At 66.6% G+C, this 24,631-nt stretch carries 21 protein-coding genes; 16 read left to right on the top strand and 5 right to left on the bottom strand.

From position 1 onward, the window contains the following. Nucleotides 1-112: 112 nt before the first annotated feature. Together ABQJ54_RS04405 and cysS are read right to left on the bottom strand one after the other, a co-directional pair. Entirely contained in the window at nucleotides 113-562 is a 450-nt protein-coding gene (locus tag ABQJ54_RS04405; protein WP_367853050.1) for a SufE family protein, read from the bottom strand. A gap of 54 nt (nucleotides 563-616) precedes the next feature. Continuing rightward, complete coding sequence (gene cysS, locus ABQJ54_RS04400; protein WP_367853049.1) at nucleotides 617-1,990, bottom strand: cysteine--tRNA ligase; 1,374 nt, start codon at nucleotides 1,988-1,990, stop codon at nucleotides 617-619. Nucleotides 1,991-2,166: 176 nt separating this feature from the next. On the opposite strand from cysS, the gene ABQJ54_RS04395 reads away from it, so the two are divergent. The 15 genes from ABQJ54_RS04395 (at nucleotide 2,167) to ABQJ54_RS04325 (ending at nucleotide 15,079) form a co-directional block, all read left to right on the top strand. Beyond that, entirely contained in the window at nucleotides 2,167-2,730 is a 564-nt protein-coding gene (locus ABQJ54_RS04395) for a glycine zipper 2TM domain-containing protein (protein ID WP_367853048.1), read from the top strand. Nucleotides 2,731-2,783: 53 nt separating this feature from the next. Beyond that, nucleotides 2,784-2,996, top strand: a complete 213-nt coding sequence (locus ABQJ54_RS04390) for a hypothetical protein (protein ID WP_367853047.1) — start codon at nucleotides 2,784-2,786, stop codon at nucleotides 2,994-2,996. A gap of 156 nt (nucleotides 2,997-3,152) precedes the next feature. After that, a complete protein-coding gene (locus ABQJ54_RS04385; RefSeq protein ID WP_367853046.1) occupies nucleotides 3,153-4,160 on the top strand; it encodes an N-acetylornithine carbamoyltransferase in 1,008 nt (335 codons plus the stop codon). 7 nt (nucleotides 4,161-4,167) lie between these two features. Further along, nucleotides 4,168-4,791, top strand: coding sequence for an FMN-binding negative transcriptional regulator (locus ABQJ54_RS04380; RefSeq protein ID WP_367853045.1), 624 nt, complete (start codon nucleotides 4,168-4,170; stop codon nucleotides 4,789-4,791). Continuing rightward, on the top strand, nucleotides 4,788-5,261 hold the full coding sequence (locus ABQJ54_RS04375) for an OsmC family protein (protein WP_367853044.1): 474 nt from the start codon (nucleotides 4,788-4,790) through the stop codon (nucleotides 5,259-5,261). The genes ABQJ54_RS04380 and ABQJ54_RS04375 overlap by 4 nt, the downstream gene beginning before the upstream one ends. Nucleotides 5,262-5,289: 28 nt before the next feature. Further along, nucleotides 5,290-6,480, top strand: coding sequence for an argininosuccinate synthase (locus tag ABQJ54_RS04370; RefSeq protein ID WP_367853043.1), 1,191 nt, complete (start codon nucleotides 5,290-5,292; stop codon nucleotides 6,478-6,480). A 1-nt stretch (nucleotide 6,481) separates the two neighbouring features. After that, nucleotides 6,482-6,988: a DinB family protein gene (locus ABQJ54_RS04365; protein WP_367853042.1), complete on the top strand. Its 507-nt coding sequence runs from the start codon at nucleotides 6,482-6,484 to the stop codon at nucleotides 6,986-6,988. Continuing rightward, a complete protein-coding gene (locus ABQJ54_RS04360; protein WP_367853041.1) occupies nucleotides 6,985-7,425 on the top strand; it encodes a GNAT family N-acetyltransferase in 441 nt (146 codons plus the stop codon). The genes ABQJ54_RS04365 and ABQJ54_RS04360 overlap by 4 nt, the downstream gene beginning before the upstream one ends. Continuing rightward, nucleotides 7,422-8,555, top strand: a complete 1,134-nt coding sequence (locus ABQJ54_RS04355) for an acetylornithine deacetylase (RefSeq protein ID WP_367853040.1) — start codon at nucleotides 7,422-7,424, stop codon at nucleotides 8,553-8,555. The genes ABQJ54_RS04360 and ABQJ54_RS04355 overlap by 4 nt, the downstream gene beginning before the upstream one ends. An 11-nt stretch (nucleotides 8,556-8,566) precedes the next feature. Further along, nucleotides 8,567-9,892: an acetylglutamate kinase gene (locus ABQJ54_RS04350; protein WP_367853039.1), complete on the top strand. Its 1,326-nt coding sequence runs from the start codon at nucleotides 8,567-8,569 to the stop codon at nucleotides 9,890-9,892. A gap of 7 nt (nucleotides 9,893-9,899) precedes the next feature. Then, nucleotides 9,900-10,853, top strand: a complete 954-nt coding sequence (gene argC, locus ABQJ54_RS04345; RefSeq protein ID WP_367853038.1) for an N-acetyl-gamma-glutamyl-phosphate reductase — start codon at nucleotides 9,900-9,902, stop codon at nucleotides 10,851-10,853. Between the two features lie 124 nt (nucleotides 10,854-10,977). Then, nucleotides 10,978-12,273 carry an argininosuccinate lyase gene (locus tag ABQJ54_RS04340; protein ID WP_367853037.1) on the top strand — a complete coding sequence of 432 codons (1,296 nt, stop codon included), beginning with the start codon at nucleotides 10,978-10,980 and terminating at the stop codon, nucleotides 12,271-12,273. A 12-nt stretch (nucleotides 12,274-12,285) separates the two neighbouring features. Beyond that, nucleotides 12,286-12,645 carry a cupin domain-containing protein gene (locus ABQJ54_RS04335; protein ID WP_367853036.1) on the top strand — a complete coding sequence of 120 codons (360 nt, stop codon included), beginning with the start codon at nucleotides 12,286-12,288 and terminating at the stop codon, nucleotides 12,643-12,645. Continuing rightward, complete coding sequence (gene proB / locus ABQJ54_RS04330) at nucleotides 12,642-13,817, top strand: glutamate 5-kinase (protein ID WP_367853035.1); 1,176 nt, start codon at nucleotides 12,642-12,644, stop codon at nucleotides 13,815-13,817. Before ABQJ54_RS04335 ends, proB begins: the two co-directional genes overlap by 4 nt. Then, nucleotides 13,814-15,079, top strand: a complete 1,266-nt coding sequence (locus ABQJ54_RS04325; RefSeq protein WP_367853034.1) for a glutamate-5-semialdehyde dehydrogenase — start codon at nucleotides 13,814-13,816, stop codon at nucleotides 15,077-15,079. Before proB ends, ABQJ54_RS04325 begins: the two co-directional genes overlap by 4 nt. A 52-nt stretch (nucleotides 15,080-15,131) precedes the next feature. Here ABQJ54_RS04325 and ggt read toward each other — a convergent pair whose 3' ends face one another. The 3 genes from ggt to ABQJ54_RS04310 all read right to left on the bottom strand — a co-directional run bounded on the left by ggt (nucleotide 15,132) and on the right by ABQJ54_RS04310 (nucleotide 22,029). Further along, entirely contained in the window at nucleotides 15,132-16,943 is a 1,812-nt protein-coding gene (gene ggt, locus ABQJ54_RS04320; RefSeq protein WP_367853033.1) for a gamma-glutamyltransferase, read from the bottom strand. Between the two features lie 135 nt (nucleotides 16,944-17,078). Continuing rightward, nucleotides 17,079-18,659, bottom strand: coding sequence for a tetratricopeptide repeat-containing sulfotransferase family protein (locus ABQJ54_RS04315; protein ID WP_367853032.1), 1,581 nt, complete (start codon nucleotides 18,657-18,659; stop codon nucleotides 17,079-17,081). A gap of 244 nt (nucleotides 18,660-18,903) precedes the next feature. Next, complete coding sequence (locus ABQJ54_RS04310; RefSeq protein ID WP_367853031.1) at nucleotides 18,904-22,029, bottom strand: TonB-dependent receptor; 3,126 nt, start codon at nucleotides 22,027-22,029, stop codon at nucleotides 18,904-18,906. A gap of 462 nt (nucleotides 22,030-22,491) precedes the next feature. Between ABQJ54_RS04310 and ABQJ54_RS04305 the strand changes: the two genes are divergently transcribed. After that, nucleotides 22,492-24,381, top strand: coding sequence for a M61 family metallopeptidase (locus ABQJ54_RS04305; RefSeq protein WP_367853030.1), 1,890 nt, complete (start codon nucleotides 22,492-22,494; stop codon nucleotides 24,379-24,381). Nucleotides 24,382-24,631 lie beyond the last annotated feature (250 nt).

Genomic DNA, 24,631 nt, shown 5'->3' with positions numbered 1-24,631 from the left:
TTTTGTGGCCGCCATCCCTGGCTGCTGCCCGTGGGCCATCGCTGGCGCGATGTCAAAAATCGCTCCCGGCGATTTTTTGTGAGCGGGAAACGGAAAAGGGGCTGTTCTTTTCTTATTCCTTGCTACCTGTGGCCGCAGCGGCATAGCCCTTCAGCTTGGCCAGCATCGCGGCCAGGCCGTTCGAGCGTGTCGGCGAGAGGTGCTTGGCCAGGCCGATGGCCTGGATGAAGTCCGGCTCGGTGGCCACGATCTCGGCGGCCGGGCGGTCGGAATACACGCGCAGCACCAGGGCGATCAGGCCCGAGACGATGGCCGAATCGCTGGCCGCCTCGAAATGCATGCGCGAGGCATCACCGCTGGGCACCAGCCATACCATCGACTGGCAGCCGTGCACGCGCCAGGCTTCGGTCCTGGATGCCTCCGGGAACGGCGGCAGTTGCTTGCCGAGGTCGATCAGGTACTGGTAACGCTCGCTCCACTCGTTGAAGTAGGCGAATTCCTCGGCGATCTCGCGCTGCGCCTCGTCGGCGCTGTGGGTGGTGCTCGTGACGATGTCGTTCATGCGTACATTATCGCGCGCATGCCGGCGATGCGCGAAATGTCCCCGGCACGGCAGTCACGCCTTGGCCACGCTCCAGCGCGTGCCCTGCGGGCCATCCTCGATCGCCACGCCCATTGCGGCCAGCTCGGCGCGGATCGCGTCGGCACGGGCGAAGTCGCGGGCGGCGCGGGCGGTGTGGCGTTCCTCCAGCAGGGCTTCCACCTGGGCGGCGTCGATCGCGGCACCGCCGGCCTGCTTGAACCACGCTTCCGGATCCTGCTGCAGCAGGCCAAGCAGGGCGCCGCCGCCAAGCAGGGCGGCCTTGGCTTCCGGCGTGCCTTGCACGCGCGCGGCATCGGCCAGCACGGCCAGTTCGGCCAGCGCCTGCGGCGTGTTGAGGTCGTCGCAGAGGGCGGCCTCGATCGCTTCCGGCACCGGCAGCTGCGCGGTGTCCACGGCGAGGTCGGCGAGGTCACGCAGCACGCGGTACCAGCCGTTGAGCGTGCTCACCGATTGCGCGATCGCGGCGTCGGACCAGTCCAGCGGCTGGCGGTAGTGGCCGCTCATGAGGCGCAGGCGCAGTGCCTCGGCCGGATGGTGCTTGAGCATCTCGTGCAACTGCAGCACGTTGCCCAGCGACTTGGACATCTTGCGACCGTCGAAGGTCAGCATGCCGTTGTGCAGCCACCAGCGTGCGAAGACCTTGCCGCCATGGGCGCAGGTGGACTGGGCGATCTCGTTCTCGTGGTGGGGAAACAGCAGGTCGTTGCCGCCGGCGTGGATGTCGATGGTTTCGCCCAGGTGCTTCTCGGCCATCGCCGAGCACTCGATGTGCCAGCCGGGCCGGCCGCGGCCCCAGGGGCTGTCCCAGCCCGGCAGTTCGGGCGTGGAAGGCTTCCACAGCACGAAGTCGCCGGGCGATTTCTTGTACGGGGCCACTTCCACGCGGGCACCGGCGATCAGCTCCTCGGTGTCGCGGCCGGAGAGCTGGCCGTAGGCGGGGAATGAGCCCACGTCGAACAGTACGTGGCCTTCCGCTGCATAGGCGTGGCCACCGGCAATCAGCCGCCCGATCATCGCGATGATCGGGCCGATGTGCGCGGTGGCGCAGGGCTCCACATCGGGCGGGGCGATGCCGAGCCTGGCCATGTCCTCGCGGTAGGCGGCAGTGAATTTGCCGGCGATCGCCTCGATGCCCACGCCCTGTTCCAGCGCGGCGCCGTTGATCTTGTCGTCCACGTCGGTGATGTTGCGGGCGTAGACCACGTCCGGGTAGTGCCGGCGCAGCAGCTTGGCCAGCACGTCGAACACCACCGGGCCGCGCGCGTTGCCGATATGCACGTAGTTGTACACGGTGGGGCCGCACACGTACATCGTGACGCGCCCGGAGTCGAGCGGAGCAAACGATTCGGTACGGCGGGTCAGGCTGTTGTAGAGCGAAATCGGCATCGTCGGGGTCCGGGCGGTGGCGGCGGATGCAGGCCAGCCGCACATCTTAACAAGGTGTAAGTGGTGCGGCGGCATGGCGTCGCACCCCGGGAATTCTAAGCCGCGATTCAGTGTCCATTTGCTGCAATCAGCCATGTGCCGAAGTTGCGCCCAAAACACCTTCCGGAGTCCGTGAGATGCCCAAGTTTCTCCTTGCCACACTGGTGCTGGCCCTGGTGGCCACCGGCGCCCAGGCGCAGGACGCGCGTTACCCGAGCCAGCCGCCCCCGGGTAGTCAGCCTCCCCCGGGCCAGGACGACAATGCCCATTACGGCTGGGCCGACGTGCTGCGGGTCGATCCGGTCTACGGTGTCGTCCGTACCGAGGTGCCGCGCCAGGAATGCCAGGATCAGACCGTGGTCCAGCAGCACCCGGGCAACACGACGGCCGGCTCGATCCTGGGTGCCGTCGTGGGCGGTGTGCTGGGCAGCACGGTCGGGCGGGGCAACGGCCGTACCCTCAGCACCGCGGTGGGTGCCGTGGCCGGTGGTGCGGTAGGCGGTCAGGTGGCGGCAAACAGCGGCAGCCAGACCGCGCAGACAGTGACCAGTTGCCGTCAGGTCAGCGCGGTCAGCGAGCAGCGCCAGATCGTGGGCTACGACGTGGAATACCGCTATCGCGGCGATGTCTACGAGTCACGCCTGAACTATGACCCCGGCGAGCGTTTGCGCGTGCGGGTGAGTGTGACTCCCGCCGATTGACGATATGCCGCCGCCTCCGGGCGGCGTCTTTGCCTATGCCTTTGCGATCATCCTTGATCGCAAAGATCAAACGGGCGGCCATCCATGGCCGCACTTTCAATGGCATGTTGCATGGCAGCGAAAATCCCGTCATGATGGCGCTTCGCCCGACTGGAACCCCCATGTCCACAGCCGTCTATACCGCCAATGTCCTGACCAGCGCCCGTATGGCCGCCGGCATGACCTCGCGCGCGCGCCGACCGCTGGATGAACATCCGGCCGGGTAGGCTGTCGCACGCTGCTGCATCACGTATCGACGAAAACCCGGCCAATGCGCCGGGTTTTTTTGTTTTTGGTTTCTGGAGTCACTTCACGCGGTTCCATCCGCGAACGGCAAAACCGGCCATCCATGGCCGGACTACTCACCAAGAGCGATCCCATCCATGAGTATTCGTCATTTCCTCACCACCCAGGACTGGAGCCGCGCCGAGATCGATGCGCTGCTGGAGCAGGCCGCCGCGTTCAAGCGTTCGCCCGCGGGTACGCAGCTGGCCGGCAAGTCGGTGGCGCTCTTGTTCTTCAATCCCTCGATGCGCACCCGCACCAGCTTCGAACTGGGCGCGTTCCAATTGGGTGGGCACGCGGTGGTGCTGTCGCCCGGCAAGGATGCATGGCCGATCGAATTCGAGGTGGGCACGGTGATGGACGGCGACACAGAGGAGCACATCGCCGAGGTGGCACGCGTGCTCAGCCGTTACGCCGACCTGATCTGCGTGCGCGCCTTCCCGAAGTTCCAGGACTGGTCGGTGGATCGCCAGGACAAGGTCGTCAAGGCGTTCGCGCAGTACGCCACGGTGCCGGTGATCAACATGGAAACGATCACCCATCCCTGCCAGGAGCTGGCCCACGCGTTGGCGCTGCGCGAGCACCTGGGTGACCTCACGAAGAAAAAGTACGTGCTCACCTGGACCTACCATCCCAAGCCGCTCAACACCGCGGTGGCGAACTCCGCGCTGCTGATCGCGACCAAGATGGGTATGGACGTGACCCTGCTGTGCCCCACGCCCGACTACGTGCTGGACGAGCGCTACATGGAGTTCGGACGTCTGAATGCCGAGCAGAACGGCGGCTCGCTCAAGGTCAGCCACGACATCGAGGAGGCCTACAGCGGCGCCGATGTGGTGTACGCCAAGAGCTGGGGCGCGCTGCCGTACTTCGGCAAGTGGGAACAGGAGAAGCCGATCCGCGACGCGCACAAGCACTTCATCGTGGATGAGGCCAAGATGGCGCTGACCAACCACGGCCTGTTCAGCCACTGCCTGCCGCTGCGCCGCAACGTCAAGGCCACCGACGCGGTGATGGACGCGCCGTACTGCATCGCCATCGACGAGGCCGAGAACCGCCTGCACGTGCAGAAGGCGGTGATGGCGTCGCTGATCGGCCAGCGCTGAGCCGCCCATGTACGTGCCAAAGCATTTCGCCGAAACGCGTGTCGAGGTCCTGCACGGGCTGATCCGCGACTGTCCGTTCGCCACCGTGCTGGTGAACACCGCGGACGGCCTGGCCGCCAACCACCTGCCGTTCGAGCTGGTGGGCAACGCGCTGCACGGCCATGTGGCGCGCGGCAACGAACTGGCGCGGCTGGATGGTGCCGAGGTGCTGGCGGTCTTCCGCGGCCCGGACGGCTACGTCAGCCCGAACTGGTATCCGACCAAGCAGGAAACGCATCGCGAAGTGCCCACCTGGAACTACGCGGTGGCGCACGTGCACGGGCGGCTGAAGGTGGTCGAGGACGCGGCCTGGCTGCGCGCCTTGCTGGAGCGCCTCACCGACCATCACGAAGCCACCGAGCCGCAGCCATGGCGCGTCGGCGACGCGCCGACGGATCATGTCGAGAAGATGCTGCACGCGATCGTCGGCATCGAGATCGCCATCGAGCGCATCGAGGGCAAGTTCAAGCTCAGCCAGAACCACCCGGAACGCAACCGCCTCGGCGTGATCGCCGGCCTGCGTCGCCGCGATGGCGATGGCGACGCGGAGCTGGCCGCGCTGATGGCCCTGCAGGAGGAGTCGAAGGCATGAGCCACCCGCATCGCTATCGCGTCGACGTGGAATGGACCGGCAACCGTGGCACCGGCACCGACGGCTATCGCAACTACAGCCGCAACCACGTGATCCGCGTGCCCGGCAAACCGGAGCTGGCCGGCTCGTCCGATCCCACCTTCCGCGGCGATGCCACCAGACACAACCCGGAAGACATGCTGGTGGCTGCGCTGTCCGCTTGCCACATGCTGTCCTATCTGCACATGGCCACCGTGGCCGGCGTGGTGGTCGTGGCCTACGACGACGCTGCCGAAGGCACGATGGCCACCGAAGGCGACGGCGGCCGTTTCACCGAAGTGGTGCTGCGCCCGGTGGTCACCATCCGCGCCGACAGCGACCCCGGCAAGGCATTGGCCGCGCATGAAGACGCGCACCACGCCTGCTTCATCGCCAACTCCGTGAATTTCCCGGTGCGCTGCGAACCGCGCATCGTCGTTTCCTCCAACTGACATCTTCCCCGACCAGGATTCGCAAGCCATGAGCAAAGACATCGTCCTCGCCTTTTCCGGCGGCCTCGACACCAGCTTCTGCGTGCCCTACCTCAAGGAACGCGGCTGGGCCGTGCATACCGTGTTCGCCGATACCGGCGGCGTGGATGCGGAGGAGCGCGCCTTCATCGAGAACCGCGCGAAGGAGCTGGGTGTGGCCAGCCATGTCACGGTGGACGGCGGCCCGGCGATCTGGAACGGTTTTGTGAAGCCCTTCGTGTGGGCGGGCGAGGGCTACCAGGGCCAGTATCCGCTGCTGGTGTCGGACCGCTACCTGATCGTGGAGGCTGCGCTGAAGCGCGCCGCGGAACTCGGCACGCGGGCCATCGCACACGGCTGCACCGGCATGGGCAACGACCAGGTGCGCTTCGACCTCGCGGTGAAGTCGCTGGGCGACTACGAGATCGTGGCGCCGATCCGCGAGATCCAGAAGGAGCACACGCAGACGCGCGCCTACGAGCAGAAGTTCCTTGAAGAGCGCGGCTTCGGCGTGCGCGCCAAGCAGCAGGCCTACACCATCAACGAGAACCTGCTGGGCGTCACCATGTCCGGCGGCGAGATCGACAAGTGGGAAGCCCCGGGCGAGGGCGCGCGCGGCTGGTGTAAGCCGCGCGCCGAATGGCCGGCTGCGCCGCTGCGCGTGAAGATCGGCTTCGAGCAGGGCGAGGCGGTGTCGCTGGACGGCGAGAAGCTCGCCGGTCACAAGATCCTGGCGAAGCTCAACGCGCTGTTCGCGCCCTACGGCGTGGGCCGCGGTCTCTACACCGGCGATACGACCATCGGCCTCAAGGGCCGCATCATCTTCGAGGCGCCTGGCCTGATCTCGCTGCTGACGGCGCACCGCGCGCTGGAAGAGGCCGTGCTGAGCAAGCAGCAGAACCGCTTCAAGCCGGACGTGGCGCGCAAGTGGGTGGAAGTGGTGTACGAAGGCTTCTTCCATGATCCGCTGAAGGCCGACCTGGAAGCCTTCCTCGCTTCCAGCCAGTCCACCGTCAACGGCGAGGTCACGCTGGAGACGAACGGCGGCGTGGTCAACGCCGTGGCCGTTGCATCGAAGCACATCCTCAACGCCAAGGGCGCCACCTACGCGCAGTCCGCCGACTGGGGCGTGGCGGAGGCCGAGGGCTTCATCAAGCTGTTCGGCATGAGCAGCACGCTGTGGGCGGAGGTCAACCGCTGACATGTTCGCTTCCCTGTTCGCGTACAAGGCGTGGGCGAATGCGCAGATGCTGGAAGCCATGACCGCCATCGACGGTGATCGTCATGCGGAGCAGCGCCGCAAGGCCATCCGCGTGATGAACCACACGTTCGTGGTGGACCGGATCTTCGCGGCGCATCTGCTGGGCGAGCCGCATCCGTACACCGCCACCAACACCGGGGAAACGCCGGAGCTTCCGGCGTTGACGGCAAGCATCCGCGCCAGCGATGCGTGGCTGGTCGACTATGCGCGCGAATTGCCTGCGGAACGCATGGACGAACGCATCCGCTTCCATTTCACCGATGGCAAGGCGGGCGAGATGTCGCGTGCCGAAATGCTGCAGCACCTGATCGTGCATGGCGCGTATCACCGCGGCGCGGTCGGGCAGATCCTCGATGCCTTGTCGCTGCCGCGTCCCGCCGACACGATCAACGTCTACCTGCATGCGGCGGAGCCGTGGCGCCGCGAACAGGGAGGCGCTGCCGGATGAGCGCATTGCAGGTCAGCACGGACAAGGACAGCCTCGATATCGGGCTGATCCACCGTTTCCTCACCACCGAGGCTTACTGGTGCCGCGGTATCCCGCGCGAGACGGTGGAGCGGGCCATCGCCGGTTCGCTGTGCTTCGGCGGTTACGTCGACGGACGCCAGGTGGCGTTCGCGCGGGTGGTCACCGATGGCGCCACGTTTGCCTACCTGGCGGACGTGTTCGTGCTGCCGGAGCATCGTGGGCAGGGCCATTCCAAGGCTCTGATGGTGGTAGTGATGGCGCATCCGCAGTTGCAGGGGCTGCGGCGTTTCAGCCTGGCCACCGGTGACGCGCATGGCTTGTATGCCGGCTTCGGTTTCACCGCGCCCGAGCGGCCGCAGAACCTGATGGAAAAACTCGATCAGGACGTCTACACGAGAGCATCAGGCCAGCCATGAATCCGTTGCTGCAATCCACCCTGGAACACCTCAAGGCGCTGGTGTCGTTCGACACCCGCAACCCGCCGCGGGCGATCACCACGGGCGGCATCTTCGACTACATCCGCGCGCAGTTGCCGGGCTTCGACATCACGGTGACCGATCACGGCGCCGGCGCGGTGGGGCTGCATGCGGTGCGCGGCCGGCCGAAGCTGCTGTTCAACGTGCACCTGGACACGGTGCCCGACTCGCCGGCATGGACAGCCAGCCCGCACGAACTGCGCGTGACGGCGGATCGCGCCATCGGCCTCGGCGCCTGCGACATCAAGGGTGCAGCGGCAGCGCTGCTGGCGGTGGCGAACGCCAGCAGCGGCGACATGGCGCTGCTGTTCACCACCGACGAAGAGGCCAACGATCCGCGCTGCATTGCCGGTTTCCTCAAAGACAAGCCAGCCTACGACGCGGTGATCGTGGCCGAGCCCACCAAGGGCGAAGCGGTGCTGGCCCATCGCGGCATCCAGTCGGTGCTGATGCGCTTCGCGGGCCACGCCGGGCATGCCTCGGGCGAGCAGAAGCCCCGCGACAGTGCGTTGCACCAGGCGGTGCGCTGGGGCGATGCCGCGCTGGATTTCGTGGCCGCGCAGGCGCACGAGCGTTTCGGCGGGCTCACCGGCCTGCGCTTCAACATCGGCCGCATCGAGGGTGGCATCAAGGCGAACATGATCGCGCCCAGCGCCGAGGTACGCTTCGGCATGCGGCCTTTGCCCACGATGAGTCCCGACGGTTTGCTGGAGCGTTTCCGCACCCTGGTCGAGCCCATGCCGGCCGAGTTCGCCGAGACCTTCCGTGGTCCGTCGCTGCCGGCGGGCGACACCGCCACCGCCGAGGCACGCCGGCTGGCGGCACGCGACCTTGCCGATGAATTGGATATCCCCGTGGGCAATGCGGTGGATTTCTGGACCGAGGCCTCGCTGTTCTCTGCCGCCGGTTACACCGCCTTCGTCTATGGCCCCGGTGACATCGTCCAGGCGCATACCGCCGACGAGTGGGTGGCACTCGACCAGTTGCAGCATTACGCCGAAGTGATTTTTCGCCTTATCGAGAAGTGCGGTCAGGGACAGCCGCTTTTTGACTCTCGCGTCCAGGGATGAACGCAAAGGACATGACCGTGGAAACGCACAAGCACACCCGCAAGACCATCGTGCGCCTGCTCTCGGCGATGGGCAGCGCCAAGGAAATTCAGCAGTACCTCAAGCGCTTCTCCGAGGTGGACGCCAAACGCTTCGCCGTGGTGAAGGTGGGCGGCGCGGTGCTGCGTGACGAGCTGCAGGATCTCGCTTCCTCGCTCACCTTCCTGCAGCAGGTGGGCCTCACGCCCATCGTGCTGCATGGCGCCGGCCCGCAGCTCGATGAGGAGCTGTCCGCCGCCGGCATCGAGAAGCGGACGGTGAACGGCCTACGCGTCACCTCGCCGAAGGCACTGGGCATCGTGCGCCGCGTGTTCCAGCAGCAGAATCTCAAGCTGGTCGAGGCGCTGCAGGCGATGGACACGCGCGCCACCTCGGTAGCCTCCGGCGTGTTCATGGCCAGCTACCTCGATCGCGACGCCCTGGGCATGGTCGGCAAGGTGGAGAGCATCAACCTCGCGCCGATCGAGGCCGGCCTGCGCGCCAATTCGATCCCGGTGATCGCCAGCCTTGGCGAGACCGACGAGGGGCAGATCCTCAACATCAACGCCGACGTCGCCGCCAACGAGCTGGTCCGCGTGCTGCAGCCGTACAAGATCGTGTTCCTCACCGGTACCGGCGGCCTGCTCGACGGCGAAGGCAAGGTGATCGACTCGATCAACCTGAGCACCGAATACGAGCACCTGATGGCACAGCCATGGATCAACGGTGGCATGCGCCTGAAGATCGAGCAGATCGCCGACCTGCTGAACAGCCTGCCGCTTACCTCGTCGGTGTCGATCACGCGCCCCGCCGAGCTGGCCAAGGAGCTGTTCACGCACAAGGGTTCGGGCACCCTGGTGCGGCGTGGCGAGAAGGTGCAGCGCTTCGAGTCGTGGGAAGGCATCGACCGGGCGCGCATGCGCGACCTGATCGAATCCAGCTTCGGCCGCGAACTGGTGTCGGATTATTTCGAGCGCACCAGGCCGTACCGCATCTACGTGAGCGAGAATTATCGCGCCGCGATGATCCTCACCATGGAGGATGGCCTTCCTTATCTCGACAAGTTCGCCGTGCTCGACGACGCGCAGGGCGAGGGCCTCGGCCGTGCCGTGTGGCAGGTGATGCGCGAGGAAAACCCGCAACTGTTCTGGCGCTCGCGCCACGGCAATCAGGTCAACATTTTCTACTACGCCGAATCCGAGGGTTGCCTCAAGCAGCCGAAGTGGAAGGTGTTCTGGTACGGCCTCGACGGCAACTTCGACACCATCGCCCGTTGCGTGGCGCATTGCGCGCAGCGCCAGCCGACGTTGATTGGGTGAGAGTGAAATGACGCAGCAGAAAAAAAGCATCGGCATCGTCGGCGCGCGCGGCCACACCGGTGCGGAACTGATCCGCCTGATCACGGCGCATCCCGCGCTGGAACTGGCCTTTGTCTCCTCGCGCGAGCTGGACGGCCAGCGCGTAAGCGAGCACAGCGACGCCTACGCAGGCGAGTTGCGCTATGAGAACCTTGACCCGGCCGCCGTGGCGGCCAAGCGCGCCGACGTGGTGATCCTGGCCCTCCCCAACGGCAAGGCGGCGCCCTATGTGGAGGCCATCGACAAGACCGCGCCCGATACGCTGGTCGTCGATCTTTCCGCCGATTACCGCTTCGACAAGGCCTGGTACTACGGCCTGCCCGAACTTACCCGCGACAAGTGGCGTGGCGAGAAGCGCATCAGCAACCCCGGCTGCTACGCCACCGCGATGGAACTCTCCATCGCGCCGTTGAAGGACCTGCTCGCCGCGCCGCCGGTGTGCTTCGGCGTCTCCGGCTATTCCGGCGCCGGCACCACGCCCTCGGACAAGAACGACCCCGAGAAGCTGCGCGACAACCTGATGCCGTATGCGCTCACCGGCCATACCCATGAGAAGGAAGTGAGCTTCCAGCTCGGCCTGCCGGTGGAGTTCATGCCGCACGTGGCGCCGCATTTCCGCGGCCTCACCGTCACCACCAACCTCTACCTCGCCAGGCCGTTGAAGCGCGAGGACGTGCTGGCGCGTTTCCACCGCGCCTACGACGGCGAGAAGCTGGTGTCGGTGCTGGACGAGGCGCCCTGGGTCAGTCGTATCGCCCACCGGCACCACGCCGAGGTCGGCGGCTTCGCGCTGTCGGCCGACGGCAAGCGCGTGGTGGTGGTGGCCACGCTGGACAACCTGCTCAAGGGGGCGGCCACCCAGGCAATGCAGAACATCAACCGCGCGCTCGGCGTGGACGAATACACCGCGATACCGCTGTAGCCGACGAAGCGTAGGAGCGGCTTCAGCCGCGATGCCTTTCGCCCGTGTTGCAAAAGAAAGAGCATCGCGGCTGAAGCCGCTCCTACAAAAAAAGCGCAGCACGACCATTCTCCAGGACGCGAACATGACCCAACCCCTCTGGCAAAAGTCCGGCATCCAGATCGATACGAAGATCATGCGTTTCCTCGCCGGCGACGACGTGGTGCTGGACCGCGAGTTCTTCCTGCACGACATCGCCGCCAGCAGGGCACACGTCGAAGGCCTGGCGAACATCGGCGTGGTGAGCGCCGACGAGGCCGCCGCGCTGAAGCGCGAGCTGCATGCGCTGGCCGATGATTTCAAGAGCGGTGTCTTCGTGCTGGACGAGCGCTACGAGGATTGCCACTCGGCCATCGAGGCGCGCCTTACCGAACGGCTGGGTGATGCCGGCCGCCGCGTGCATGCCGGCCGCAGCCGCAACGACCAGATCCTGGTGGCCACGCGCCTGTGGCTGAAGGAAAAACTCGAAGCACTGGAAGCGCACTGTCGCGTCATCGCCGGGGTGTGCCTGGAGCGTGCCGCGCAGCCGGCGATTCCGCTGCCGGGCTATACCCATCTGCAGCGCGCGGTGGTGTCGTCCACCGCGATGTGGTTCGCCGGCTTCGCCGAGGGCTTCATCGACAACGCCTTCCGCGCCCGCGGCACGCGCGAACTGATCGACGCCAACCCGCTCGGCACCGCCGCCGGCTACGGCGTGAACCTGAAGCTGGACCGCGATCACACCACCGCTGCGCTCGGCTTCATGCGCATGCAGGTGTCGCCGATCTACGCCCAGCTCTCGCGCGGCAAGTACGAGATGGCGGTGCTGGAGGCGATCGGCGCGGCGATGCTGGACGTGCGCCGCATGGCCTGGGACCTGTCGCTGTTCACCACCGCCGAATTCGATTTCGTGAAGCTGCCGGCCGAGTACACCACCGGCAGCTCGATCATGCCGAACAAGCGCAACCCCGACGTGGTGGAGCTGCTGCGCGCCAGCTACGCCAGCGTGGCCGCCGCGCGCACCGAGATCGAGCAGCTGCTCTCGCTGCCTTCGGGCTACCAGCGCGACCTGCAGTTTTCCAAGGGCTCGATTTTCCACGGCGTGCGCCACGGTCTGATGGCGCTGGAACTGGTGCCCGACCTGCTGGCGCGCCTGCAATGGAACGAGGCGCCGATGCGTGCGGCGATCGAGCCCGCGATGTACGCCACCGACGTGGCCATCGAGCAGGCCGCGGCCGGCGTGCCGTTCCGCGATGCCTATCGCGCCGCCGCCGAAACGGCGGCTTCGGCAGGGCAGGGGCGCACGCCCGAAGGCAGCCTGGCGCAGCGCGTATCGCCAGGCGCAGGCAACGATCTCCGCCTGGGCGAGCTGCGCGCCAGGCTCGGGCATCTGGACGGCTGAACGGGAGGATTCATGGGGGCGATCGGTACGGGGAACGCCGAGCACTACCGCTGGGGGCAAGGCTGCGACGGCTGGCACCTGCTGGCCGGTGACGACCTCAGCGTGATCGAGGAGCGCATGCCGCCGGGCACGACGGAGCAGCGTCACAGCCATGCGCATGCGCGCCAGTTCTTCTACGTGCTGGACGGCGAGGCCGTGCTGGAGATGGACGGCGTGCCGCACCGCTTGCGCCGTGGCGAGGGCCTGCACGTGCCGCCGGGCGCGGCGCACCAGATGCGCAACGAGAGCGGTGCCGACACGCGCTTCCTGGTGGTGTCGTCGCCGAAGAGCCACGACGACCGTGTCTCTGCGCCCATGGATGCCGTGTCGTGAGCAGATCGTCTTCCGCACACGGGCCGCGTGGACAGTCGCTGCCGCATTGGCGGCGCGCCGTGCTCAAGGTCGGCAGCAACCTGCTGGCGGCCGACGGGGGCGGTCTCACCGCACGCCACGCGTCGACGCTGGCCGATTTCGTGGCCGCCAGTCACGCCGTGGGACGGCAGGTGGTGCTGGTCTCCTCCGGCGCGGTGGCCGCAGGGCGTGCGCTGTTGCGCGAGCACGCGCCAGCCACGGGCGACCTGGCGGCGAGGCAGGCGCTGGCGGCGCTGGGCCAGGCGCCGATGATCGCGCTGTGGCAGTCGCTGTCCGCACGGCCGGTGGCGCAGGTACTGCTCACCCACGACGATCTGCGCAACCGCCGCCGCTACCTCAACGCGCGCGCCACCCTGCGCGGCCTGCTGGCGCTGGACGTGTTGCCGGTGGTGAACGAGAACGACACCGTGGCGGTGGACGAGCTGAAGCTGGGCGACAACGACAACCTCGCCGCCATCGTCGCCGCCCTGGTCGATGCCGACCTGCTGCTGATCGCCTCGGACATCGATGCGCTGTACAGCGCCGACCCGCGGCGCGATCCCGCGGCAGTACCGCTGCCGCATGTCGCCGCGCTCACGCCGGATATCCTTGCCATGGCCGGCGGCAGCGGCAGCATGGTCGGCACCGGCGGTATGCACACCAAGCTGGAGGCCGCGACCAAGGCCGCCGCGGCGGGCATTCGCACCGCGCTGTTCAGCGGCCGCGAGGCGGCGACCGTGGCGGCGCTGGCGGAAGGACGCCTGCATGGCACCCTGATCGACGCCGCCGCCACCCGCATGCAGGCGCGCAAGTACTGGCTGCGTCACGCACCGTCCGCACCCGGATGCATCCGCGTGGACGCCGGCGCTGCGCGCGCGCTGGCCGGTGGCCGCGCATCGCTGTTGCCGGGCGGCATCGCCACCGCACAGGGCGAGTTCCAGCGTGGCGACCTGGTGGAAATCGTGGATGCCGACGGCAAGCCCGTGGCGCGCGGCCTCAGCCAGTACGCCGCAGCCGAGGTGCGCCGGCTCGCCGGGCGGCACAGCAGCGACATCGAAGCCGTGCTGGGCTACACCCATGGACACGAGATCGTGCACCGCGACGATCTGGTCACCCTGGCCATCGCCGAAACCACAGGAGGCATCGAGGCATGAGCGACGTCCGTACCCTGGCGCTGGCCTGCCGCGACGCGGCGCCGGCCATCGCTGCGCTGGACAGTTCCGCCAAGGCCGCCTTGTTGCGCGGCATGGCGGCCGCGCTGGAAGCGCACTGTGCCGATGTACTCGCGGCGAACGCACGTGACATGGCGCAGGCCGCGGCGAAGGGTGTGCAGGGTGCCCTGCTGGACCGCCTGCGGCTGGACGAGGCACGCGTGGCGGGCATCGCCAACGCCCTGCGCGAGGTGGCCGGACTGCCTGATCCGGTCGGCCTGGTGACGCGTCGCGAGACACGGCCCAGCGGTCTCATGGTGGAGCGCGTGCGCATCCCGCTCGGCATGGTGGCGATGATCTACGAGGCACGCCCCAACGTCACCGCGGATGCCGCCGCGCTGTGCCTCAAGGCCGGCAACGCGGTGATCCTGCGCGGCGGCTCCGAGGCCATCCATTCCAACACCACCATCGCCGCCGCGCTGCACGAGGCCCTGCGCGCACACGACCTGCCGGAAGCAGCGGTCACGCTGGTGGAAGACCTGCGCCGCGAAACCATGGTCGAGCTGCTGCAACTGACCGACATCGTCGACCTCGCCATCCCGCGCGGCGGTGAGGGGCTGATCCGCTTCGTGGCCGAGCATGCACGCGTGCCGGTGATCAAGCACTACAAAGGCGTGTGCCATCTCTATGTGGACCGCGCCGCCGACTTCGACCTTGCCCTGAACCTGCTGATCGACGGCAAGACCTCGCGCCCCGGCGTGTGCAATGCGCTGGAAACCCTGCTGGTGCATCGCGACGCGGCTACCGATTTCCTGCCGCAGGCGGCACGGGCGTTGCGCGAACGTGGCGTGGAGTTGCGTGGCGACGCAGCCAGTCGTGCGCTGTTGCCCGACATGCGCGCGGCGACCGACGACGATTACGCCGCCGAGTTCCTCGACCTGATCCTCGCCGTGCGCGTGGTGGACAGCCTGGAGGAGGCCATCGCGCACATCCGCCGCTACGGCTCCGACCACACCGAAGTCATCGCCACGCGCGACGAAGCCGCCGCACGGCGTTTCGTGCAGGCGATCCGCTCGGCCGTGGTGATGGTCAACGCCTCCTCGCGCTTCAGCGACGGCGGCGAGCTGGGCCTGGGCGCCGAGATCGGCATCTCGACCACCCGTCTGCATGCCTATGGCCCGATGGGCGCCGAATCGCTCACCATCGAACGTTTCGTGGTGCGCGGCGAAGGGCAGATCCGCCACGTGGAAAGCCGTATGCGCTAGTTGGCGGGACATGCGGGAGCGGGGTCGCTCCCCGCAGTCCCGGTACCGCGGATCAATAGCCCGCGGCGAGCCCGGCCGGCGTCCTGGGGTCGCTGGCACCTTGCAGCAGTCCGGTGCGGGGATCGATCAGGATCGCCTCGTCGTCGCCGATCGCCTTGCGCATCTTGAACTGGTAGCCCATGGATTCCAGCGACTGCCGGGTCTGCGGCGTGAGCAGGCCGGGTTCGACATAGACGACGTCTGGATACCACTGGTGATGCATGCGCGGCGCGTCGATCGCCTGCTGCACGTTCATGCCGAAATCGATCACGTTGACGATGCTTTCCATTGTGGTCGAGATGATCGTCGCGCTGCCGGGGCTGCCGGTGAGCATGAACGGCTTGCCGCCACGCAGCACGATGGTGGGCGTCATCGAACTGAGCGGGCGCTTGCCCGGCTCGACCTGGTTGACCACGCCCTGCACCAGCCCGGCGCCGTTCGCCACGCCGGGCTTGCCGGTGAGGTCGTCCATCTCGTCGTTGAGGAAGAAGCCGGTGTCGCCGGCGATCTGCCGGATGCCGAACAGGTAGTTGATGGTGTAGGTCACCGCGACGGCGTTGCCGTCCTTGTCGACCACCGAGTAGTGCGTGGTATGGGTGCCTTCGGGCTGGCCCAGGCTGCCCTTGATCTCGGACGAGGGCGTGGCCTTGTCGGGCAGGATGCCGGCGCGCACCTGGGCCAGGTGGCCGGCCGAGAGCAGCCGGTCGATCGGGTTGTGCACGAAGGCCGGGTCGCCGAGGTAGGTGTTGCGGTCGGCGAAGGCGCGGCGCTCCGCCTCGACCAGGTAGTGCAGGCTCCTGGCCGATCCGTAGCCCCACTGGCCGAGCGGATAGGGTTCGACCAGCTTGAGGATCATGCAGACCGTGACGCCGCCTGAGCTGGGCGGTGGCGCGGACACGATGGTGTAGCCGCGGTAGTCGCATTGCACCGGCTTGTCCCACTGCACGGTATAGCTGGCGAAATCCTGCATCGAGAGGATGCCGTGGTAGGCCTGGCTCGCCTCCACCACCCTGCGCGCGATCGACCCCTTGTAGAACGCGTCGGTGCCGCCCTGGGCAATCTGTTCCAGCGTGTGCGCCAGCTGCTTCTGCACCAGGCGCTGCCCGGCCACCCAGGGCTTGCCGTGGTCGAGGAAGATGGCCGCCACGTTCGGGTACTTGGCGAAATCCTTGACGCTGTCGTCCAGGAAATCCACGTCGCCCTGTTCGAGCACGTAACCATCCTTCGCCAGCTTGATCGCCGGCGCGATGACCTGCTGCAGCGACATCGTGCCGTATTTCTTCAACGCCTCGTCCAGACCCATCACCGTGCCGGGCACGCCCACGCCGAGGTAGCTGTCGGTGCTGAGCCCCGGGACCAGGTTGCCCTTGGCGTCCTGGAACATGGTCGGCGTGGCCTTCAGCGGGGCCTTCTCGCGGAAGTCGAGGAAGACGTTGCGGCCGTCCTTGAAGTGGATGGTCATGAAGCCGCCGCCGCCGATATTGCCGCAGCAGGGGTGCACGACGGCTTCGGCATAGCCGACTGCCACCGCGGCGTCGATGGCGTTGCCGCCCTGCCTGAGGATATCCAGCCCGACCATGCTGGCCAGGTGCTGCGCGCTGACCACCATGCCGTGTTTCGCGGTGATCGGCTTCGCCTTGGCCAGCGCCGCCTGGGTGGCGGTGGGCGCACTGGCGATCGCGGGAGCCTTCGGGGCGGCATCGCGGGCGTGCAGCGGCAGGCAGCATGCGGCGATGGCGATTGCCAGCAGATGGCAGCGCCGTCCCGGAAGGACGCGATGCCTGCGCGGTGTGCGGTTCGATCCAGCCTGGGTTTGCTCGGACATGTGTTCGATCTCCACACTATCCCGGGGCAGCATAGTCACATGCGCGGCGGCCGCTCCAATGAAAAGACGCACATGTGGCATAACCGGCGATTGTGGGCATGCGAGTCGTGTTCCGCGGCGGGTCGGGGATGCGGCTCAGTCCACCGGTATGCCGGCATCGCGCAGGCGCCGGCGCAGGCCGTCCAGCTTGTCGCCGTAACGCGTGCTGCGTGCGGTGTCGCGACGCATGGGCTGGCGTACCTGCGCCGCGCTGGGCGCGCTCAACACGGCGCGCGAGGTCTTGTGGAATTCCAGGCAGGCGGGATCGAACGGCAGGTTGCAGAAATCCAGCAGTCGGCGGATGGTCGGCTCCGGTTCGGCAACGAGCGTCTCGTATTCGAGATCGAACACCTTGTCCGGATACCGTTCCAGCCAGAAGCGGGTCAGGCGAATGAAGTCGATGCAGTAATCGGCCATCTCGTCGAGGTCGCAGGTGAAGCCGCTCAGCTCGGTGAAGCACTGGCGGTAGCAGGCCAGGCAGGTTTCCACCGGATCGCGCCGGACCACCACCACGCGTGCCGCCGGCAGCATCGCCAGCGCCGCGCCTACCAGATACCAGGTCACCAGGCTCTTGTCGGTGAAGCGGGGCCTGGTCTTGCGCCATGGCGCGGTGCGTGCGAGGTATTCCTTGCCCAGGCGCTGCCAGTCCGCGGCGCTGGCGTCCGGCGCCCACACTGGGAAGGCGGAGTGGCGGCGGCGCGTTTCCGCGTCGATCACCTGGGGCAGGTCCTTGATCTCGTTCGCACCTTCGACCTCGGGATGCGAGGCGAGGATCTGCTCGACCAGGGTGGAGCCGGAGCGCGGCACGCTGACGATAAGGATGGCTTCACGGCCCAAGGCAGGATCCAGCGGCATCGGCATATCGTGCGCGAAGATGCGCTGGATCGCATCCACGCGCCGGTGCTCGCCCGCGGCGTCCCAGCGCACGCGCTGGCGTCGCGAGGCGTTGGCCTGGCGGAACGTTTCGAAGGCCTGCGCGTAGTCGCCCTGGTCTTCCTGTGCCTTGGCCAGGGTGAAGCCGAGCAATTCACGATGGCGGGGCGATTGCCCGTCGCGCGCCAGCGCCTGGCGCAGGTTTGCCGTGTCAGTGGCGTCGAAGCGCACGGTGTTGAGGTTGGACAGGCCGAACCAGCCTTCGGCATGGCCCGGGTCGAGGCGCAGTACCCCGCGAAAGCCGGCCACCGCGTCCTCGACCTGGCCCAGGCTGGCCTGCGCCTTGGCCAGCGAAAGCCGGGCCGGCAGATGCGTGGGTGCGAGTTCCAGCGCGCGCCGCAACGCCGAGATCGCCTCTTCCGTGCGCGCCTGCCGCCATAACGCCTCGCCGAAATTGAACCAGGCCGACGCGGAAGCGGGTGCCAGCTCGCAGGCACGCTGCAGATGCGCCATGGCGGATTCGACCTCGCCGCACTCGTGCAGGGCGATGCCCAGCCCCACGCGCAGCTCGGAATCGTCGGGCCACACAGGCAGCACACGCCGGAAACAGTCGGCGGCCTTGGCATGGTCGCCGCGGTGCTGGGCCATGATGCCGAGCATGCGCAATGCGTCCGCATTGTCCGGTGCCAGCGCCAGCACTTGCCGGACCGAGCGTTCGGCGGCGTCGAATTGCCGTTGCTGCCATTCCCCGCGTGCCCTTGCCAGCAACTGGGCGGCCGTGGTCGGCATTGGATGCGGATGCATGGTTTCGCTGCTCATGTCGCCAAGCTACACAAGTCGCCCCCATGCTGCAAAAAATCGCCGGGAGCGATTTTTGACATCGCGCCAGCGATGGCCCGAAGGGCGACTGCCATGGATGGTGGTCGCCAAAAATCGCCGGGAGCGACATGACATCGCGCGAGTGATGGCCCCGGGGGCGACCGCCATGGATGGTGGTCGCAAAAAAACGCCGGGCAGAGCCCGGCGCGAGGGGGGGATGTCGCATCGTTCAGAAGTCGTAGGCGACGGAGAGACGCACGCTGCGTGGCGGGTAGGTGTCCTGTACGCGCCCATAGTCGGGGTTGGGACCGCTGGTGGTGCCGAAGACGTCGTTGAAGAAGATCGTCGTCTGGTCGTTGAACACGTTGAACACCGCGAGGTTGAAGTCGAGCTTGTGCTGTGCCCAGGCCGGCTTGTAGTCCAGGCTGAGGTCGACGTCGTGGACCCACGGCGTGTCACCGAGCGAGCCGGGTGGCACGGGCACACCGCCGCACCAGTAGTAGGTGTGCGAGCCGTGCAATGCCAACTGGGCCGGGCCGTAGCCGCCGCGGCACATCACCGGCGTGCCCGAAGTGATGTACAGGTTGGCGCCGACCGTCCATTCCGGGCTAAGCGCGTAGGAGCCGAAGAACTTGAACTGGTGCTGGCGGCTGTTTGGCAGCACGCCGCCCGACCATTGCATGCGCTCCGGGAAGTCCCACGCGGTGGTGAGTGATTCGTAGGAGCCGCCTTGTTGCGAATACGTGCTCACCGGGCCTTCGGTATTGCCCCAGGTGCGCGAGAACACGTAGTCGAACTTGGCGAACCACTTGCCGTCCCATGCGTGTTCCAGCGACAGGTCCAGCGAGTAGTAACGGCGTTCCGGCCCCTTGGGGAACTGCTGGTCGGCAGCGCTGAGCGTCACTGGCACGAGGCCGCCGCTGGGCGATTTCATCCAGAGGTAGTTGGTCACGCCCGGGTTGATCAGTACCAGGCTCTGCGCGTAGTTGGAGCAGGCATCCGGCGTCATCCAGGAGTAACCCTGCGCGAGACCGGCCGCGCACTCGATCTGCTCGTCGTCGAAGTCGTCGATGATGCGGCTCATCCGCTGGTAGGTGCCGGTGGCGCTGAACACCCAGTTCGTGCCCAGCATGTGGAACTGCTGCTGCATGCCCAGGACGTAGTTGTCGGAGAACTCGGCCCTGGCGTTCCGCGCGGCAGAGACGCGCGGATCCTTCGCCTGGCCGTATTCGCTGTCGATCGACACGCCGGTCGAGGGGCTCTGTGGCAGGGGCGTGAAGCCGGTCGGCACGCCGGTCGCCGGATCGATCCCGGTATAGGTGCCGTACACGCCGGCATTCGTCACCGGAGCGGCGATGGACAGGGCGACCTGGGTGGGCAGCGCCAGGTAGTACCTGCCGGCATTGCCGAACACCTTCATGCTGGAGTCGCCGTGCACGTCCCAGCTGAAGCCGAGGCGCGGCGCCCATTGCGGCTTGGTCTCGCGGATGTAGGGCACGCCGGAGGCGTCGTAGTTCACGAACTGGTCGTTGCGCAGGCCCAGGTTCAGCAGCAGGTTCGGGGTGACCTGCCAGTTGTCCATGATGTACTGGGCGCGTTGTGTCACGCGCACGGTGGCGACACTCAGGTCGACGTGCTTCTGCACGTAGTAGCAATGGTCCTTGCCGTCGTAGCCGATACCGCACTGGGTGGACGGCGCGACATAGGGCGGGACGCTGGGATCGGTACCGAACACCGGCTGGCCAGGACCGCTCTCGCCGTATATCCACTGGTAGCCCGGGCCGGTGTCCTGCGCGCCGTCGTCGATGTCCCAGGAGTTGATGTTGTCGATGCCGACCTGGAAGTCGTGGTTGCCCAGCTTCCAGTCGAGGCTGAGGCGGTAGTTGGTGATCGACTCGCGATGGTCGGGGTCGGAGAGTTCCGAATTGAATTGCGAGTTGATGATGCCGCCCGGCGGGGCGAACGCCGGATCCTGCATGGAGGCGCTGGCGATGTGCGGCAGCGTGGGGTTGTAGCCGGGCTGTATCGAGTAGTACTGGCCGTGCATCTTGCCGTAGGTCGCGTTCAGCGTGAGGTCGTCGGTGAGGTAGGAGGTGTAGTTCAGCACTCCCATCTTGAACACGGTCTTGTAGCTCTGGTTGTAGCTGTTGAAGGCGCCGTTCTTCAGCGTGTCGTAGTCGAAGTCGTAGAAGGAGCCCTGCGTGTCGTGCGCGTTCTGCAGGTAGCTCAGCGTCAGCACGTTGCTGTCGTTGATGTTCCAGTTCAACTTGCCGTAGAACTTCGGATCCTGCTCGTTGGTCACCGTGGTGATATTGGTGCCGAATTCCGAGGTGTTGCGGTACTGGCTGTTGTCCTTCTCCGCGCTCAGGAAGAAGAACAGCTTGTCCTTGATGAGCGGGCCGCTGACGTAGGCGTCGTAGATCGTTTCCTCGGAGCTGTTGCCGTTGCGGTACACGGCCATGTCGCCAGGCGACTGGCCGGGCGTTCCCGCCATCAGCGGGTTGACATAGTAGAGGTTGTCCGGATCGGCACGCAGGCTGGCCGGCTGCCACAGCGCGCGCACGCCGAAGTGCCAGTCGTTGGTGCCGCTCTTGCCGATCTGGTTGATCACGCCGCCGATGGAGCGGCCGTAACGGGCGTCGTAGCCGCTGATGTAGGTCTGCTGCTGGTCGATGGCGCCGTAGGGCAGGGAGACGCCGCCCATGCTGTTGAGCGCCTCGGTGACGTTCATGCCGTCGACGTAGTACGCGTTCTCCGCCGCGGAGGCGCCGCCGAACACGTTGATCGGCGTGCCCAGCGGGCCGGTGCCCAGTTCGGGCGAGCCCATGTTGACACCCGGGGCCAGCAGGGCGATGTCTTCGGCGGTGCGCGCCAGCGGAAGCTGCTGCAACTGCTTGGAGGTGATCGTGGTGACCTGGTTGGTGGTGGTCACGTCGATCGGCGGGATGGCGTTGGCCGTGACGTTGATCGCATTGAGGTTCACCGCGTTCGCGGTGCCGCCCGCCGTAGACGAAAAATCAACGGCCACCGCACCTGCCGCCACCGGTGTGACGTCGGTGCGGCTCTGCACGACCTTGCCGTTCTGCAGCAGGGATACCGTGTAGGTGCCGACCGGCAAGGTGATCGAGTACCTGCCGGACCCGCTCACCGGGATGCTGCGGTTGAAGCCGCCACCGCCGGTGATCTGGATCATTTCACCGGGCGCCAACGGCACCGATCCATAGATGGTGCCATTGGTCGCCTGTGCCCAAGCCGTGCCTGCGGCGCCACAGGCGAGCAGGCCGATGGCAAGAGGCAGCGCCTTGCGCCTGAGAACATCGTTGCGATGCAGCGCGCTGCGGGATTTGCCCTTCATGTATGCACTCCACTGTGGTGAAACGCCAGGTACGGCAGCTTGCGGCCCCTCGGGGCCCGTTGTTTCATCGCATTGCGTGCGGAGCGATCGCGTGTGGAACCCGCATGGTCGCAGCAGTCGCAATGTCTTCAGCCATGGATGCTCTGCGCTCCGGCTCCGACAGAGGCGGGTGCAGATCGAACGCGGGCTTGGCGTGGCCGGAATGCGGCGGCATCGCGGCATGGATGCGGCGTGGCGGAGTCTCGTGGACGACGCCCGCGCCTGCCAGCGACGCGCATCAAGCGGACACCCTCCATGCCCACAATGCTGAGCGAGCGTAGTCCGCGGCAAGCAAGACCCGCCAATGAAAAATCTTGCTCGCGCCATAACTGAGGGTTATGCGTGCCATTCGGCGCTTGAAAATTTTTCCGCAAGGGGTTCCATTCGGCGTACTCGCATTCCGTTCGAGCACCGGGGAAACACATGAAACGTTGGCCATTGCTGCTGGGCATGCTTGCCCTCTCCACGTCCGCATCCTGCATCGCGCATGCGGATGCAGGCGTTCCCGCCGGATCCGTTGCCTTGACGGTGAGCCTGCCCGATCCGGCGCAGAAAGTGCTGTACGTGCACGAGACGATGCCGGTCGCGCCTGGCAGGCTCACGCTGTACTACCCGAAATACATTCCGGGCGACCACTCGCCCGACGGGCCCATCGGCACGATGATGGGTCTGGAAATCAGCGCTGGCGGCAAGCGCATTGCGTGGCAGCGCGATCCGGTGGACATGTTCACCTTCCACCTGGATGTACCGGCCGGCGTGGACAGCATCGACATCCGCTTCCAGTTTCCGGACACGGACCGGATCACGCCGAACCTGATGGATCTCACCTGGGATCACGTGGCGCTGTATCGCGCGGGCGAACCGACCAAGGATCAGCTGTTCCAGCCCACACTGGAAATGCCGGCGGATTGGGGCTACGGGACGGCGCTGGAAACCGAGGCGCGCGATGGCGGGCGCATCCGCTTCAAGCCGGTGCCGTTCAACACGCTGGTCGATGCACCGGTGATCGCCGGCAAGCATTTCCGGCAGATCGACGTCACCCCGGTGAATTCCAGCGTGCATCGCTGGCTGGACCTGGTGGGCGACAGCGAGGCCGCGTTGCAGATCAAGCCCGAACAGCTCGATGGTTACCGCAACCTGGTCGTGCAGGCACAGGACCTGTTCCATTCGCACCACTACACGAACTACCACTTCCTGCTGACGCTGAGCGATTACACCTCGGTCGGCGGACTGGAACATCACCAGTCCAGCGACGATCGTGCGCGCGGCGGCTCGCACATGTTCGCCGATCCCGAGCATTTCATGCTCGACGGCTCGTTGCTGCCGCACGAGTACACGCATTCGTGGAACGGGAAATTCATGCGCCCGAAAGGCCTGTGGCAGCCCGACTTCGAACAGCCCGAGATTGCCGACGGGCTGTGGGTGTACGAGGGCCTCACGGTCTACCTGGGCGACGCGCTGACCGCGCGCAGCGGCCTATGGTCGGCGCAGGACTGGCGCGACGCAGTGGCCTATCGCGCGGCGACGTTCGCGCATCGCCCCGGCCGCGAATGGCGTCCGCTGTCGGACACCACCCGCGCCGCGCAGCTGCTGTACGGCGGTGACCCGGGCTGGGTGAACTGGCGCCGCGCCACCGACTTCTATCGCGAAGGCCAGTTGCTGTGGCTTGCGGTGGACACGAAGATCCGCGCGCTCAGCCACGACAAGCACACGCTGGACGATTTCGCGCAACGCTTCTTCAGCGTGGATGATGGCAGCTATGTCACCCGGACCTACACCTTCGACGATGTCGTTGCCGGATTGAACGCGGTACAGCCCTGGGACTGGGCGAAGTTCCTGCATGGCTGGATGGACGGTGTGGGCGACGAGGTGCCGCTGTTGTCGGGCATCGAGCAGAGCGGCTGGAAGCTGGTCTACACCGATACACCTTCGCGCTACCAGAACGCCGTCGAAAACGTGGGCAAGAGCGAGTTCAGTGCGTCCGGTGTCGACGAGACATTCTCGGTGGGCCTGTTCATCAGGCACAACGGCAGCATCATGGACGTGCTGTGGCAAGGGCCGGCCTTCAAGGCCGGGCTCGCACCGGACATGAAGCTGCAGGCGGTCGACGGACACGCATACACACCGCGCGTCCTGCGCGATGCGATCGTGCGTGCGCAGAAGGACAGGCAGCCGATCCAGATCCAGGCGGAGATCGACGGCGTCAGCCGCACGTATGCGGTGCACTACGACGGTGGGTTGAAATATCCGCATCTGGTGCGCGTGCCAGGTACGCCGGATTACCTGAGCGAGATCCTCGCGGCGAAGAAATGAGTGTCTTGCTTCCCTCTCCCTCTCCCGCTTGCGGGAGAGGAGTTGGGGGAGAGGGGCTTTATGATTTTGCAAGGAACCAGGCGATTTCGTGCGCCTGCCGGCGCCTGAAAGCCCGCCACAGGCGAGCCAAGCTGCGGAAGCGGAAGTTCATCGCGGGCACCGCCCCTCAATCCAGCTCTCTCCCCAATGGGGAGAGGGTGATTTCGCCGCACGACCGGACCGACTCTGTCATTGGCGACAGACGATCGAC

Source organism: Rhodanobacter lycopersici (assembly GCF_040812335.1).
Lineage (GTDB): Bacteria > Pseudomonadota > Gammaproteobacteria > Xanthomonadales > Rhodanobacteraceae > Rhodanobacter_A > Rhodanobacter_A lycopersici.
This window is presented reverse-complemented; position numbering and strand designations above follow the sequence as displayed.